This window comes from Acidovorax sp. ACV01, from assembly GCF_014851495.1.
Taxonomy (GTDB): domain Bacteria; phylum Pseudomonadota; class Gammaproteobacteria; order Burkholderiales; family Burkholderiaceae_C; genus Acidovorax; species Acidovorax radicis.
The window spans coordinates 217689-233230 of the sequence record NZ_JACUZT010000002.1 but is presented as its reverse complement, the minus strand read 5'-3'; the positions used below and the strand labels follow the sequence as shown (position 1 = coordinate 233230).

The 15542-nt window shown below is 69.0% G+C and carries 14 protein-coding genes; 9 read left to right on the top strand and 5 right to left on the bottom strand.

All coding sequences use genetic code 11. The features are described from left to right. Positions 1-64: 64 nt before the first annotated feature. A complete protein-coding gene (gene coaD, locus IB243_RS05620) occupies positions 65-565 on the bottom strand; it encodes a pantetheine-phosphate adenylyltransferase (RefSeq protein ID WP_010463145.1) in 501 nt (166 codons plus the stop codon). 146 nt (positions 566-711) lie between these two features. Then, on the bottom strand, positions 712-1941 hold the full coding sequence (locus IB243_RS05615) for a helix-turn-helix transcriptional regulator (RefSeq protein WP_225584763.1): 1230 nt from the start codon (positions 1939-1941) through the stop codon (positions 712-714). Positions 1942-2322: 381 nt separating this feature from the next. Here IB243_RS05615 and IB243_RS05610 point away from each other — a divergent pair, with 381 nt between their 5' ends. From IB243_RS05610 to IB243_RS05575, 8 genes are all read left to right on the top strand, one after another. Continuing rightward, positions 2323-3123, top strand: coding sequence for an IPTL-CTERM sorting domain-containing protein (locus tag IB243_RS05610; RefSeq protein WP_192425653.1), 801 nt, complete (start codon positions 2323-2325; stop codon positions 3121-3123). Positions 3124-3248: 125 nt separating this feature from the next. Further along, positions 3249-4145 (top strand): DUF3667 domain-containing protein, encoded by an 897-nt coding sequence (locus tag IB243_RS05605; RefSeq protein WP_192425651.1) that lies wholly within the window; start codon positions 3249-3251, stop codon positions 4143-4145. Positions 4146-4327: 182 nt separating this feature from the next. Beyond that, on the top strand, positions 4328-5452 hold the full coding sequence (locus tag IB243_RS05600; RefSeq protein ID WP_225584762.1) for a helix-turn-helix transcriptional regulator: 1125 nt from the start codon (positions 4328-4330) through the stop codon (positions 5450-5452). A gap of 202 nt (positions 5453-5654) precedes the next feature. Next, positions 5655-7361, top strand: coding sequence for a YgcG family protein (locus IB243_RS05595; protein WP_192425647.1), 1707 nt, complete (start codon positions 5655-5657; stop codon positions 7359-7361). A 3-nt stretch (positions 7362-7364) separates the two neighbouring features. After that, positions 7365-7682: a hypothetical protein gene (locus IB243_RS05590; protein WP_140426222.1), complete on the top strand. Its 318-nt coding sequence runs from the start codon at positions 7365-7367 to the stop codon at positions 7680-7682. Between the two features lie 97 nt (positions 7683-7779). Next, positions 7780-8220, top strand: coding sequence for a lysozyme inhibitor LprI family protein (locus IB243_RS05585; RefSeq protein WP_192425645.1), 441 nt, complete (start codon positions 7780-7782; stop codon positions 8218-8220). After that, complete coding sequence (locus IB243_RS05580; RefSeq protein ID WP_192425643.1) at positions 8220-8633, top strand: hypothetical protein; 414 nt, start codon at positions 8220-8222, stop codon at positions 8631-8633. The genes IB243_RS05585 and IB243_RS05580 overlap by 1 nt, the downstream gene beginning before the upstream one ends. Before the next feature lie 57 nt (positions 8634-8690). Next, positions 8691-10418, top strand: a complete 1728-nt coding sequence (locus IB243_RS05575) for a DUF4832 domain-containing protein (protein WP_192425641.1) — start codon at positions 8691-8693, stop codon at positions 10416-10418. A gap of 33 nt (positions 10419-10451) precedes the next feature. Here the strand turns inward: IB243_RS05575 and rsmD are convergent, their stop codons facing one another. Genes rsmD through IB243_RS05560 form a run of 3 tightly spaced genes read right to left on the bottom strand, consistent with a single transcriptional unit; the run spans position 10452 to position 13964 of the window. Continuing rightward, positions 10452-11153, bottom strand: coding sequence for a 16S rRNA (guanine(966)-N(2))-methyltransferase RsmD (rsmD, locus tag IB243_RS05570; RefSeq protein WP_010463128.1), 702 nt, complete (start codon positions 11151-11153; stop codon positions 10452-10454). After that, positions 11150-12496, bottom strand: coding sequence for a pitrilysin family protein (locus tag IB243_RS05565; protein ID WP_192425639.1), 1347 nt, complete (start codon positions 12494-12496; stop codon positions 11150-11152). The genes rsmD and IB243_RS05565 overlap by 4 nt, the downstream gene beginning before the upstream one ends. Before the next feature lie 22 nt (positions 12497-12518). Beyond that, positions 12519-13964 carry a pitrilysin family protein gene (locus tag IB243_RS05560; protein ID WP_192425638.1) on the bottom strand — a complete coding sequence of 482 codons (1446 nt, stop codon included), beginning with the start codon at positions 13962-13964 and terminating at the stop codon, positions 12519-12521. 27 nt (positions 13965-13991) lie between these two features. On the opposite strand from IB243_RS05560, the gene ftsY reads away from it, so the two are divergent. Beyond that, a complete protein-coding gene (ftsY, locus tag IB243_RS05555) occupies positions 13992-15431 on the top strand; it encodes a signal recognition particle-docking protein FtsY (protein WP_192425636.1) in 1440 nt (479 codons plus the stop codon). Positions 15432-15542: the final 111 nt, after the last annotated feature.

The window sequence follows — 15542 nt, the reverse complement described above, 5'->3', positions numbered from 1 at the left end:
CTATCAATTAAATAGCTATCAGCGCCTAACGGATAAGCGCCAGCACCTGTTTTCAGGCAAAAACTCAGGGCGGCGTGAGGGTGCGGACCTTCTCGGCCAGCCGCTCCTGCACCGAGGGCGACACGAACTTGTGCACCTCCCCGCCCAGCACGGCAATCTCGCGCACAAAGGTGCTGCTGATGAACTGGTATTTGTCGCTGGGGGTGAGGAACACGGTTTCCACCTGCGGCATCAGGCTGCGGTTCATGCCCGCCAGCTGGAACTCGTAGTCAAAGTCGGTCACGGCGCGCAGGCCACGCACCATGGCCTTGCCGCCACGCTCCACGACAAAGTCGCGCAGCAGGCCCGAGAAGGCTTCGACCTGCACCTGGGGGTAGCCCTTGACCGCCTCGCGGACCATGTCGATCCGCTCTTCCAGGTTGAACAGGGTCTTCTTGTGGTGCCCCGCCGCCACGGCCACGATCACGCGTTCGAACAACTGGGTGGCCCTGCGCACCACGTCTTCATGGCCCAGCGTGATGGGGTCAAAGGTTCCGGGGTAAACGGCGAGCACGTTCTGGGCCATGGCTGGTTGTCTCCTGTCTGGCGGAATGACGTTGGCCCCGGCCCCGGGCGCCTGCCCTGTGGAGGCCAGCCGGGCCGCGTGCGCGCATTATGCAGTGCACTGCAACATGAGGCCGCAGCGCACCGGCGCGTGGCAGACCTGCGCCGCTAGGGGCCGGTCGGCAACGCTCCCTGCGCCACCTGGCCCGGCGCCAGCAGCATCAGCCGGGCCACCAGTGCCACCAGGTCTTGCTGGCGCTGGGTGCGCGTCTTGGCCAGGAGCGCGCTCATCTGCGTGCGCACGGTCGAGATGCGCGAGCCGCGCGCGTCCGCAAAATCCTGCGGGGTCTGGCCGCGCATCAGCGCCAGCAGCAGGTCGGCCTCGGACGGGCTCAAGCGGTAGGCCTGGCGGGCCAGGGCCACGGCGGCCTCGCTGCACAGGCTGCGCTCCAGCACCACCCAGGCGACGCCCGGCGCGCGCAGGCACACGCCCAGTGCGGCCAGGTCGCTCAGGGGCAGCGTCACCAGCAGCAGCCCGCCCTCCGTGCCGGGCAGTTCCACACAGCCACTGCGCCCCAACAGCGACTGCTGGAACAGCGCGCGCAGCGCCGCATCGGCCGTGCTGGCCAGCAGCGGGCCGCGCAGCAGGGCCCGCAGGGCGGCGCTTTCCGGCCGGGCGCTCAGCAGCCGGGTGCGCGCATTGGCGTGCAACAGGCGGCCCGCCGTGTCAAAAAACAGCAGGCCCATGGGCATCTGCTCCATGAGCGACTCCAGGCCCTGGGTGCGCGCGCGCAGGGCCACCATCTCGCGGTGCAGAAACGCGGCGCGCTGCACGCCGCCAAACTCCGCGCGAAAGCGCGCGACTTCCTCCGGCGCAAACCCCTCGTCATCCCCCTGGCGGTACACCGACATGAACAGATTGCCCACCGGGTGCGACGCGCCCTGGCTGCCGCCAAACATGCGGGTTCCGATGCCGTATTCGCGCAGGAAGTCGCTGTAGATCTCGGTGCGGCGAAAGCCACGCGTGGCGTGCACGGGCGCGTCCGTGGCCACCCAGGTGCCCACTGCGCCCAGGCGCGCGCGCTGCGCCATCGCGTCGTCCCACAGCGGGTCCTGCAGCCGAAAGTGCGTGGCATAACGCCGCGCCGCCTCGGGGGTCACGCCCATCGCCAGCAGCGCGGGCGCGCCGTCGCTCGAGGGCGACTGCAGCCAGTAATCCACCTCGGGGTGCGCCGCAAACTCAGCGCCCCACTGCGCCAGCTGGTCCAGGCCGCTGGCCAGGAAGGCGCCACCGAGCAGGTCCGCGCGAAAGCTGGCGGCGTAGCGGGCCAGCGCGTCGCTCCAGCGCGCATCGTCGGCCACGGAGCCCAGCAATTCACCCAGAGCGTGGTGCAACAAAAACCTTTCCAAAAGTGGCCCTTCAAGGGCCTGTTCACGATCTCGCCGGGCACCGGACCACCCGGAGTTCCTGGCCGCCCCGAAGACCGGTGCGCGAGGCTCTGAGGCCTCGCACAACGAAGAGCGGCGGATGGTACGGCCCACCGGCTGCCGCCACATCGTTCAAGCGAATGATGTCGCACGGCGCCGACGCTTGCGACCACTTGTTACCCAAAGAGACATCCCACCCGTTCACAGCGCCAGAGCAGTGCGGACCCACGCGACTCCTCCAGGTGGCGGATAGGCAGGCCAGGGCCCCATTTCTACATTCTGGCCACGCCGCCTGGGCCCTCGGCAGGGCAGGCGAGCAATTTTCGTTTCCTCTATTCCGAACCCTTCCCCATGAATTCTTGCTGCACCTCCCCCCTTTTTCGCCGCGCTGGCGCCAGCGTGGCCATGGCCCTGGCCGTGCTGACCGCCACCTCGGCCCAGGCCGCCATACCGGCTGGCCAGCGGCAGTTTCTGGTGGATTTCTACCACCACACCAATGGCCCCGCCTGGAACTTCAGCAACAACTGGCTGGGCGCACCGGGCACCGAATGCACCTGGATTGGTGTCACCTGCGACGCCGGCGAAAACACCGTGACCGCCCTGAGCGTGCAAAGCAACAACCTCACGGACCCCGTGGGCGCCCTGCTGCCCGACTGGTCCGCGCTGCCAGACATCCGCACCATCAACCTCAGCGACAACCAACTGGCTGGGCGGCTGCCCCCCATTTCCGGGCTGCCAGAGCTGAGGTCGCTCGACGTCTCCCACAACGACCTGCAAGGCACGCTGCCCAGCCCTTCGGGCCTGACCCACTTCTTCCGCTACCACGCCCACAACAACCAGTTCACAGGCCCGCTGCCCGCCCTGCCCCCAACGCTGGAGCAGCTGCGCGTGGAGAACAACCAGCTCACCGGCCCGGTGCCCACCCCGCCCGCAGCCCTGGTGGCAAGCGCATCGGCCCTGTGCCCCAACCAGCTGACCCCTTCGGCCAGCGCTGCCTGGGACACGGCCACAGGCAGCACGCCCTGGCACGCCACCTGCAGCGCCCCGCCCGCTGCCACCCCCGTTCCCACCCTGAGCGAGTGGGCGCTGATCCTGCTGGCCCTGGGGGCGGCCACGGTGGGCATGGGGGCGCTGCGCCGCAAGCAGTTTTAAGCCTTTTTGGCCCCTGGCGCTTGTCCATCAGGCGCTAATAGCTATACAAAATGTAGCAATCCAGCGTCTGCAGCGCAGACTTGGCAGCCGATCCGCACAGGGTTGGCAACGCACGCCTCCAGCCAATGCCCCCGCGCCACATCGTTCATGTGAACGATGGCGGGCGCCACGTTACGGCCTACGATCCGCAGCCCATCCCTGCACGGCACGCGCCTTCTTCTGTGACCCTCACCCCGCCCCGGCCCACCCCCACCGCCGTCAGCGACGCGCTGTTCAACACCCAGGCCTGCCTGAACTGTGGTGCACCGCTCACCGGCCCGTTTTGTGCGCAGTGCGGGCAGAAAAAGGCCGCGCGCATGGGCAGCAGCACCGTGCACAAGGAGGCCTGGGAGCGTTTTCGCTGGTTTGAATGGAGCACCATCCGCAACGCACTGCGCGTGCTGCCCCAGCCCGGCACCACCGCACGCGAATACGTGCTGGGCCAGCGCAAGGACCACCCCCACCCGCTGACCCTGCTGTGCCTGGCCATCGGCTTCCTGCTGATCGTGCTGGGCCACACCGACTATTTGCGGCCCGAGCTGCCCAGCGAGGCGGCGCAGCGCATGTACGCGCTGGTCGCCGGGTATTCCAAGTGGTCGTTCTCGCTGGGTGCGGTGGCGGCGTTTGCCAGCATGTGGATGGTCTTCCGCCGGTGGGGCTACAACGCGGCCGAGCTGCTGGCCCTGGCGCTGTACTGCCAGGCGGTGTTCATTGCGCTGCAGATGGTCAACCAGCTGCCGCTGGTGCTGGCGCCGTCTCCCGGCCTGCTCAAGTGGCACAAGGCCTGGTCGCCCTGGTACATGACGGCGCTGCAGACGCTGATGCTCATGGTGGCGCTGCGGCAGTTTTTGGTGCTGGACCTGCGGCGCGATGGCTGGCGGCTGCTGCTGGCCGGCGCGCTGTTCGCGGCGCTCAAGTGGCAGGCCACCCAGCTTTATGCCCGCGCAGTGGTCGAACTCGTGCTGTGGCAAATGGGCGCCTGAAAACCGTGAACAAGTTCATGAAAACCTGTCGGGCCGCAGCCACATCCTTCACCTGAATGATGTTGCGGCGGGGACATCGACCCTACCATCCGGCGCAGATCATTCAACCTGATGAGGAGCCCCCATTGAGCGGTGAAGAGCGGGACCCGCAGCCTGTGGGAATACCGGGTTTCGAGACCCTGATGGCCGAAAGCCTGGAGGCCCTGGGCGAGCCCGGCATGGTGGAGCGCCTGCTGCACCGTGTGGGCGAATCGCTGGGCAGCCACAAGGTGGTGCTGTTTTGCCCCCTGCCCGGCTCGGACGACCCGCTGGCCGCCTACCAATGGGGCATGCCCGATGATTTTCTGGCGCGCTACGCGAACCTGATCCAGGGCAGCGATGCCTGGAGCGAGGCGCTGGAGCGCCAGCAGGCCCAGGCGCTGGCACGCGGGGGCTCGCTGAGCCAGCAGCTGGTGGGCACCCAGGCGCTGCGCCGGGGCGCGTTTTATGCCGACTACCTGAAACCCCTGGGCATCGACGCCATGGTCAACAGCATCGTGGAGGCCTCGCCCGAGGTGGGCATGCACGTGCTGGCGATGTACAACGACCTGGGCCAGAGCGAGTTCACCCCCGAACAATTTGCCCGGCTGCGCGCCGTGAGGCCCTGGGTGCGCAGCCTCATGCGTGCCCAGCGCCGCCTGCAGCAGGCCCGCCGCCACAGCAGTGCGCTGGAGCGCACGCTGGACCAGTTGCCGCTGGGGCTGATGCATGCGAACCAGCGTGGCGAGGTGCGTTACCTGAACGAACATGCCCGCGCCTGGCTGGGGGTGGAGGATGAATGCCGCATCCTGCTGCGCAACGCCACGGGCTGGCAGGCGCGCCAGCCCCTGCAGCTGGCGCAGATCCACCCCGGGCTGACGCCACTGCTCTCCGCCAGCCTGAGCACACGCTCGCCCGTCTCGGCCCGGCTGCAGACACAGCAGGACCCGGCGCCGGGAACGCTGGTGGCCCTGGCCGCGCCGCTGCGCAATGGCCCGGGGCCCGCCGCCGAGCCGCTGGCCCAGTTCATCCTGGTGCCCGAGGCGCCGCCCCACGCGGGCGCCACGGTGTCGGTGTGCAGCGCGCTCTATGGCCTGACCCCCGCCGAAGCCGCCCTGCTGCCCCTGCTGCTGCAGGGCATGACGCCGCGCGAAATGGCCGACAACCGGCACGTGAAGATGCCCACCGTGCGCTCCCAGCTGGCCAGCCTGTACGCCAAGACCGGCACACGCGGCCAAGCCGAACTGGCCCAGCGCGTGCTGCGCGTGGCGGCCCTCGTGACAGCATGAGACACCCCCCTGAGTCGCCTTCGGCGCCTTCCCCCCGCTTTCGCATTGCCACGCAGTGCGGGCAAGGGGACGCGGCCCTCACTGCGGGGCGGCCGTTGCTCGGTCGCCCTGGCTTGGGGCGCGCCAGTTTCGACGGCTGCGCGCAACACGCAGCACAAACGGCCACCGCATTCACTGATCCCAACCCAAGGAACCCATCCCCATGAAACACAGCAATGTTCGCCCCGTCGCCTTCGCCTGCGCCGCAATGATGGGCCTGGCCTTTGGGGGCCTGGCCATGGCGCAAAAGACCGCCGCTGTCGCCAAGCCCAGCAAGGCCCAGCTGGCCGCCGAACTGGCGGCCACCCTGCAGGCCTGCTCGTACGACGGCAGCCCGCTGGCGTTCTCGCCGCCCGACCTGTCCAAGGGCGGCGCCACCGGCAAGCAGGTGGTGGCCGAGATCATGAAATACACCGGCCTGCCGGCCAACTTTGTGGTGGTGGAGGGCAAGGTGCCCAATGCGGCGGCGGTGATCATGGCGGGACCGGACAAGATCCCGCGCCGCGTGATTGCCTACAACCCCGGCTTCATGGGCGAGGTGATCCAGGCCACCAAATCCAACAACTGGGCGCCTGTGAGCATCATGGCCCACGAGATCGGACACCACCTGTCGGGCCACACCATCGTGCCCGGCGGCAGCCAGCCGCCCATCGAGCTGGAGTCCGACAAGTTCAGCGGCTTTGTGCTCTACAAGATGGGCGCACCGCTGGCCGACGCCCAGCGCGCCATCGCCACGCTGATCCCCGAGAAGGACGGCGAGACCCACCCGGGCCGCAAGAAACGCCTGGCCGCCATCGAATCTGGCTGGAAGGAAGCCTGCGAGCTGCAAGGCGGCGGGCCGCAGTGCTCGGGCGGATTGCCGGTGCGCACCGCAGCGGCTGCCCCCGCTGCACCAGCACCCGCTGCCGCATCACCCGCCCCGGCGCCGGCTACCACGGTGGCCAAGGCCCCGGCGCCCACCGCAGCACCGGCGGTGCCCTCGGCCAAGACGCCCGCCCCAGCCCTGGCCGCCGCGGCCGAAACCCTGCCCAAGGTGGACGCGGCCGCCATCCCGTCCAAGGGCACACAGTTCATCTACGACGAGTTCGGCATCCTGGACCCGGCCATCCGTGCGCAGTTTGAAAAGCAGATGTACGACCATGCGCAGAAGACAGGCGTGGAGATCGTCACCCTGCTGGTGAAGGACCTGGGCGGCAAGACCGCCGAGGAATACGCCCACGCCATGATGCGGCAGCTGCGGGTGGGCAAGCTCGACGTGGGCAACGGTGCCGTGCTGGTGGTGGCGCCTGAGCAGAACCAGGCCGCCGCCGTGCTGGGATCGGGCGTCGCGCTGGAGATGGGCAGCCACGACAAGACGGAGCAGCTCAAGCGCTGGATGAACACGGCCTGGGCGCTATGCAAGAAAAAGAGCGCCTGCGGCAACTGGACCGAAAACCTGATGCTCGCAGCCGACCACCTGCGCCGCGATACCAGCCACGCCGACTGGACCATCGCCTACCAGTCGCTGGGCGACATCCAGAAAGCCGATGCCGCTGAAAACGGCAAGGTCACCAACCCGAAGGACAGCAAGGTCTGGCGCAAGATCGTGCGCCTGTCGGGCACCGTCGAGGCGCTCAATCCGCCCGCCGGCAACAAGGCCGCCTGGGTCAACGATGCGAAGGTCAAAAACGGCAAGCAGGCCGTGTTGATGCGCAGCGCCGAGGGGCTGACCACCATGCTCTACCTGGACCCACGCACCGCCGCCCTGCAACCCGGCGGCAAGCTGGAACAAGGCAAGACCTACACCGTCATCGCGCGCGCAGCGGGCCTGTCGTGGAACCCCAAGGACACGCAGTCGCTCGACGTGCTGAGCTACAACGTGGCGGAATGACGCATGCGGCCACACACCCTTGCCATGGTGCTCACGGGTGCCGGCAACCTGTTGCTGGCGGGCGTCTGGATGTTTGGCGCGCTGCTGGGCGCCAACGGCATGAACTCCAGCCAAGGCGGGCGCTTCCTGGGCGCGATCGCACTGTCACTGGCGCTGCTGTGGGCGGGCAGCCTGGTGCTGGCGCGGCGGCTCACCGCCTGGGGCCTGGCGCGCGGCTGGAGCACGGGGGTCTGCGTGGTGCTGGCCACCGTGCTGGCGGTGGTGGCCTGGGCGGCATTGGCGTTTGTGGCCACGGTGGTGGTGGCCATCGCGCTGACATGAGAGCGTCTTCTCCCTCCACCCGCAGGGCTGCAGGCCCGACGGAGCGCCTGTGCAGCGGCACAACCGCCATCTGCATCACACCACCCGGAGACCACCCATGACCCGATCCACCTTGTGGTGTGCACTGGCGCTGCTGGCACCCCTGGCCTCCGGCGCACTCGCCGCCGAACACTTTTGCGGCCAGCCCACCGCCCACCCCATCGACAAGGCCCTGGCGGCGGCGTCCGAGCGCAGCGGCGGCGTGACGGTGGACCTGCGCGACGCCCAGTCTGCCGCCTACGCCGCATGGGACAAGGAGCTCAACCGCATCTACGCCCAGGCCCTCAAGGCCGCCGGCCCGACCCGGCGCGACGCCCTGCGCGGGGCACAGCGCGCATGGCTGGCGTTTGACACCGCGCAGGGCCACTGGGACGCCATGCTGCATGCCGACCAGGGCACATCGGCCGCGCTCAACATCGCCGGCGCCGCGCTGGAACGCCGCCGCGCGCGGGTGTGCGACCTGAGCATGGACCTGCAAAGCCTGAAGGATTCGGAATGATGCGCCGCACACTCCTGCGGCTGCTCCCCATGCTGGCACCCGGACTGGCCCACGCGCAGGACCAACCCACGGTGTGGCTGCGCGTGCGCAACCACAGCCAGGAGGTGTTCGAGCATGTCTGGCAGGGCCTGCCGGGCACCCGCAGCGACGTGGACCTGGGCCCCTTGCGGCCCGGCCAGACCAGCCGGTGGCACGCCTTTCCGGCCACGCTGGCGCACTACCGCAAGACGCGCATCCAGCTGGCCCAGCGCCAGCTCGTCGACGTGACCGACACCTCCTTCCCCCAAGGCCGCGCCACCCTGGAGCCGGGCCACTACACCTTCGCCTACACGCTGGAGGGCGATGTATTGCGGTTGACGGTGATCCCGGAAGCCCTGGCCACTGCGCCGGACAGATCACATCAAAAACAATAGCTTCTAGCGCTTATCAGATAAGCGCTAGAGCCCAATTTCATTCAAAAAATGGCGTCCATGAACACCCTCAGCACCTTGCACCCTGCCCGCATGGCGCGGCTCACGGCCCTGGCGGCTGCCCTGTTTGCGGCGTCCTGTGGCGGCGGGGACGCCAACGAGGCTCCCACTCCCACTCCCGCCCCAGGCACGGCCCCCGCACCCGCACCGGGGCCCACGCCGGAACCCCCAGCGCCGCCCCCGCCCGCCCCCACGGCACCGCCGGTGCAGCCCCCGTCTGCACCACCCCCATCGCCGCCGCCATCGCCGTCGCAGCCACCCTCGGTACCACCACCGCCACCTCCTCCGGCGCCACCCCCGCCCAGCGCGGGATGGAGCGTGGTCTCGGTGAACTCCCTGCTCACGCCCCTGGCCATCGCCAGCGACCTGACCCCCAACCCCGGCCGGGGCTACTACCAGTGGCGCTCGGACCCGGGTGACGTGCCGCTCGCACAATCGGCACCGCCCCAGGCCGCCTACCAGCGCTACCTTTGGAAAGACCTGGAAGGCAACACACCCGGCCAATACAACCTCGGCAACCTGGTGGCCGCGCGCGATGCCGCGCGGGCTGCGGGCCGGCAGTTTGCCTTTCGCATCCAGGCCATGCGCGGCTACGGCACCAACACGCTGGACGTGCCCACCTACCTGCACGGTGCGGGCACGGCACAGCCGCAATGCTCAGCACCCAACCCCGCCTGCGTGTGGACGGCCCCGATGCCTGCCCCCACCCCGCCCGCGCCCGCATTGCCGCCCACGCTGGTGCCCAACTGGAACCACCCCTATGTGCTGGAGCGCATGCAGGCCCTGCTGCAGGCCGTGGCCACCGCGCTGGGCGACACCTCGGACCTGGCCTGGATCGACGTGGGCCTGTACGGGCAGTACGGCGAATGGGCCATGAACACCACCAACGTGGTCTACGCCACAGCGCCCCCTGGCATCACCCCGGCCTCCAACGCCACCAAGCGCAGCCTTGCACAGATGCATTTCGACAGTTTTCCCAATGCGCAACATGCGATGCTCATCCCGCATGCCAATCTGGACACGCTGCAATATGCGTTCTTCCAGCAGACCACCACCGCGCTGCCCGTGGGCCTGCGCTGGGACTGCCTGGCGCAGGACGGCTTCATGAAGCAGTGGACCGACCGCCCGAGCGACTGGGCACAGATCTCGGACCGCTGGAAGACCGCCCCCTGGATCGCGGAGTTCTGCCCCTTCGGCCCCGGGGACACCAAGACCAACGCGGCCACCGCGCTGCAGCAGGTGCGCGATTTTCATGTGTCCACCGTGGGCAACGGCAACCTGAACGCGCCGTGGTCCAGCTTCCCGGGCACCGAACAGGCCGACCTGGCCGCAGTGGGGCGCGAGGCGGGCTACCGCTTTGCCCTGGGGCCCATCACCGCCACGACCCCCACGCCCAGCACGGTGCAGGTGCAGGCGCGCGTGGACAACACGGGCAACGCACCGCTCTACACCCCCTGGCAACTGCAGGCGCAGCTGCGCAATGGCGCAGGCCAGGTGGTGGCCAGCCGGGAGCTGCTGAGCGCCGCCCAGGCGCGTGCGATTCTTCCGGGCCAGCCCGCACAGATCAGCACCACCTGGACCCTGCCGAGCCCACCCGCTGGCAACTACACGGTGCACCTGGCATGGGTGCGCCAGCCCACGCTGGCGGGGCTGCCTCAGACGCTGCGCTGGAACATGTCGGGCACCGAGGCCGACGGCAGCGCCCGGCTGGCGACGTTGAAACGGTAGGGTGCTGCGGGTCTGCGGGCCCGCAGCTTCGTCTCAGGCGCTGCGTTTGAGCAGGTGCGCGTGTACCGCACCCGCCTTGAGGTGGCGGTGCACAGCCAGTCCCCACGGGGCCAGCTCTTCATCGGCCCAAACGCGGGGCGCTTCGAGGTACACAAACCCATCGGCGGCCACCGCCTTGGCGGCGGCCTGCAGGGCGGCGCTGAACAGGTCGCTGTCGAACGGCGGGTCCAGCAGCACCAGGTCGATGCTGGCAGGCGCCGCCTGCTTGAGGGCGGCAATCCCGTCGCCGCGCTGCACGCGCACGGCGGTGGCCTGCAGGCGCTGCTGCAGGGTGTGCAGCTGGGCCACCAGGGCGGCATCGCTTTCCACGAGCTGCACGGCACTGGCACCGCGTGAGGCAGCCTCCAGCCCCAGGGCGCCGGTGCCCGCGAAGGCGTCCAGGCAGCGCCAGCCCGCCAGGTCCTGGCCCAACCAGTTGAACAGGGTCTCGCGCACGCGGTCGGGCGTGGGGCGCAGGCCGGGTCGCTGCGCCACGGGCAGGCGGGTGCGCTTCCACAGCCCGCCGATGATGCGGATTTCGCCCGCGCCCTTGGGCGCAGCGGCTGCGGCCGCCTTGTCCTTGTTTTTGGGCGCGCCCTTTTTGCCGGTGGCGGCAGCCGGGGGGGTGGCCGCCGCGGTCTGGGCCTTGCGGATCTCGGCGTTGATGGCGGTGGTTTTCAGGGTCGAGCGGCTCATGGCTTGCCCCCCACCACCACGGTCACCATGCGTTCGGGTTGCAGCTTCTTGGCCATGGCCGTGCGCACGTCGGCCACGGTGAGGGCTTCGACCTTCTTCGTCCACTGGTCCAGGTAGTCGAGCGGCAGCTCGTTCCAGGCGATGTTGGCGACGTTGCCCAGGAGTTTCTTGTTGCTGTCGATGCGCAGCGCAAAACCGCCGATGAGGTTGTCCTTGGCAGCACGCAGCTCGGCTTCGGTGGGGCCTTCGGCCACAAAACGCGCGATCACGTCGCGCGAGACCTTCACGGCCTGGGCCGCCTGGTCGGGGCGGGTCTGCAGCCCCACGGTGAAGGCACCGGCATGCATGCCGGCGGCGAAGTAGCTGTACACGCTGTAAGAGAGGCCGCGCTTTTCACGCACCTCGTTGGTCAGGCGCGAGACAAAACCGCCTCCGCCCAGGATATGGTTGCCCACCAGCAGCGCCACAAAGTCCGGGTCGCGGCGCTGGAAGCCCGGCTGGCCGATGAGCACATGGGCCTGGGCCGAGGTGAAGGGGAGGGTCTGCTCCACCGGCGCGGCCAGCGCGCTGATCTCGCCCACGGGCGGCAGCGGCGCGCAGCCGGTGCTGGCGGGCAAGCGCGACAGCAGCGTGGCTACCAGCGCCTGGGCCTGCGCGCGCGACACGGCGCCCACAATGCTGACCTTGGCGCGGCAGGCGGCGATGTGCTGGGTGTGGAACGCCTGCATGTCGGCCACGTTGATGCGCGCCAGCGTCTCTGCGGTGGTCTGCACGCCGTAGGGGTGGCTGCCGTACACGGCAGCTTCAAACGCGTGGTTGGCCACAGTGGCCGGGCGTGTCAGCGACTCTTTGATGCTGGCGCTCCAGCGGGCGCGGTCGCGTGGCCACACGTCGGCTGGAAAGCTGGGCTCGCCGATCTGGCGCGCGGCCAGGCGGGCGGCCTTGTCGAGCAGCGGTGGGTCGGTGAGCGAGCGCAGCGAATACTGCAGCCTGTCGTTGTCGGCGGCCGCCTCGAAATTGGCGCCCAGGTCGGCCCAGGCCTCGCCCAGGCCGTTCTCGTCGAGCGCGGGCTCATTGCCCAGGGCCTTCACGCCCTTGCTGGCCATGGCGGCCATGGCACTGGCCAGGCCCGCCTGGGCCGCAGGGTCGCGGCGGCTGCCGGCGTCAAAGTCGATCTGCACATCCACCATGGGGATGACCGGGCTTTCGACCAGGTAGACCTTGGCGCCGCTGGGCTCCGTCCAGTGCTGGATGGGCAGCAACGCCCAGGCAGAATTTGAATAAAAAACGACTCCAGCGCTTATCAGTAAAGCGCGAGCAGCTATGTTTTTGAGAGTAATCATGTACAAAGGCCCCAGTGCGGGTTCAACGGATCACAGCGCCGGGCGGCAGTGTGGGGCGGGCGCGAGGGGCATCCAGGGGCTGTGGCAGCAAGGTGGCCACCGTGAGCTGGTCGTCGCCAAAATACTTGGCAGCCACGGCCTGCACCTGGGCGGGCGTGACGGTGCGCAGCAGCTCCAGCAGGCGTTCGTTGGCGTCGAGCGGAAAGCCCTGCACCCAGTTGCCGCCCAGTTCCTGCGCCTGGTTCATCACTGAATCGCGCTCGTACACGGTGGAGGCGATCCATTGCGTCTTGACGCGGGCGAGTTCGGCCTCGCTCACGCCATCGCGGGCCACGCGGGCCACCTCGGCGCGCAGGGCGTCTTCCACCTGCTGGGCCGTCTTGCCTGCAGCGGGCACGCCGTTGAGCATGAACAGGCTGGGGCCACGCCCCGTGACCATGGCGCTGCTGTTGGCGCTGTCGGCCACGCGGTTCTCGCCCTGGGTGAGCGCGCGGTCGAGCCGTGCGCCGTCGTAGCCGCTGAACACCGCCGAAAGCACCATCAGCGCGAGGGCGTCGCGGTCGGTGTCGGTGAGGTTTTCCACGCGGTCCAGGCTGGGGGTGCGAAAGGCCAGCGCCACATAGGCCTGTTCGGCCGGGGCCTTGACGGCAATGCGGCGCAGGCCCTGCTGCGTGGGCTCGGTGCGCGGCTTGCGCTCGGGCAGCGCATGGGCGGGAATGCTGCCGTAGTACTTTTCAGCCAACGCCCGCACCTGGGCCACATCCACATCGCCGGCCACCACCACCACGGCGTTGGTGGGGGTGTACCACTGGCGGTAGAAGGAGCGCGCGTCGTTGGGCGTCATGGCATCGAGGTCGCTCATCCAGCCCACGATGGGGCGGCGGTAGGGCGACGCGGTGAAGGTGGCGGCAAACAGCTGCTCGGCCAGCATGGCGCGGGGCTGGTCTTCGGTGCGCAGGCGGCGCTCTTCCTTCACCACCTCCAGCTCTTTCTTGAATTCCTCATCCGGCCAGTGGTTGTGGGCGAACCGGTCGGATTCGAGCTTCATCACGTCTTCGAGCCGGTTGGAAGGGATCTGCTGGTAGTAGCCTGTGTAGTCCCGGCTGGTGAACGCGTTCTCCCGCCCGCCCAGGGCGGCCACGCGGCGCGAGAACTCGCCCGGCGGCAACGTCTTGGTGCCCTTGAACAGCATGTGTTCGAGCACATGGGCCACGCCCGTGGTGCCGTCCACTTCGTCCATGGAGCCCACCCGCACCCAGACCATGTGCACCGCCGTGGGGGCGCGGCGGTCGGGCTGCACGATGAGCTGCATGCCGTTCTTGAGCGTGAACTGCTGCGCGCCAGAGGCCGTGACGGACGGCGTGGTGGAAGGCGCAGCGGGGGGTTGAGGGGCGGGAGGCGTTGCCGCAAAGGCAGCCCCGGACGAGAGGCAGGCCAGCAGGCCCAGTAGGGTGAAAGCGCGTTTCATAGAATGGCTGATTCTAAGAACCCTCCAATGTTCAGTTTTTTCAAGAAAAAGCCCACCCCCGAGTCCGCACCCACACCGGAGGCCGCCGCACCTGTAGTGGCCCCGCTGGCACCTGCTGCAACGCCTGCCACGCCTCCTGGTACACCGCCGGCCCCATTGCCCGGGTTCGCGCCGGTCCCGCCCACCGTCGCCACGCCCTCGCCCGCTCCATGGGCTCCCGCTCCAGCGCCCCTGCCATCGGTGGCCCCCCCGGCCCTGCCTGCTGCACCCGTGGAGCCCGTCCCCGCGCCAGCTCCCTCTGCGTTTGGCTGGCTGCGCAACCCGTTTGGCAGCAAGCCGCCCGAGCCAGCGGCGCCTGCGCCCGTGGCAACGCCGATTTCTGTTGCCGCTCCTGCTCCGCTGACGCCTGCGCCCACGCAGTTAGCCCCCACGCCCCAGCCCGTGGTGCGCCCGTCGCCTGCCAGCTTCACCCCGCCACCTGCGCCCGTAGCGTCTTCGCCTGTCCCGGCAGCCCCGGCGCCCCTCGCTGTTCAAGTCCCGACGCCCGCGATTCCCGAACCCGTGGCCGAACGCAAGGGCTGGCTGGATCGCCTGAAGGCCGGCCTGCGCAAGACGGGCAGCAGCATCACCACGGTATTCACCGGCACGCAGATCGACGATGCGCTGTATGAAGAGCTGGAAGAAGCGCTGCTCATGGCAGACACCGGCGTCAAGGCCACCACCCACCTGCTGGCCGACCTCAAGCGCCGCGTGAAGGAGGCCAAGGCCACCGACCCCGCCGCCGTCAAGGGCCTGCTGGCCGATGCGCTGACCGACCTGCTGCGCCCCCTCGAAAAAGCCCTGGTCATCGGCGAGCACACGCCCACGGTGATCATGGTGGCGGGCGTCAACGGCGCGGGCAAGACCACCTCCATCGGAAAACTCACCAAACACCTCGCTGGCGAAGGCGCGGCTGTGCTGCTGGCGGCGGCCGACACCTTCCGCGCGGCAGCGCGCGAGCAGCTCGGTGTCTGGGCCGACCGCAACACGGTCGAAATCGTGAGCCAGGAAGGCGGCGACCCGGCCGCCGTGAGCTTTGACGCGGTGACCGCCGGCAAGGCGCGCGGCAAGGACGTGGTGCTGGTGGACACCGCCGGGCGCCTGCCCACGCAGCTGCACCTGATGGAAGAGCTGCGAAAGATTCGCCGCGTGGTGACCAAGGCCGACGCCACGGCACCGCACGAGGTGCTGCTGGTGATCGATGGCAACACCGGCCAGAACGCGCTGGCCCAGGTGCGGGCGTTTGATGATGCGCTGCAGCTCACCGGCCTCATCGTGACCAAGCTCGATGGCACCGCCAAGGGCGGCGTGCTGGCTGCCATCGCGCAGGAGCGCCCGATCCCGGTGTATTTCATCGGCGTGGGCGAAAAGCTCGAAGACCTGGAAACCTTCAACGCGCGCGAGTTTGCGCAGGCGCTGCTGACCTGAGAACCTGTTCAAAGAGCGCCCGCCCGCTCCCGACAGTGATCCATGGCCCCCTCGGGGCCATTTTCACGTTTACGAACGGCAGCAATTCCCCCATGATGGGCTTTCCCCAGG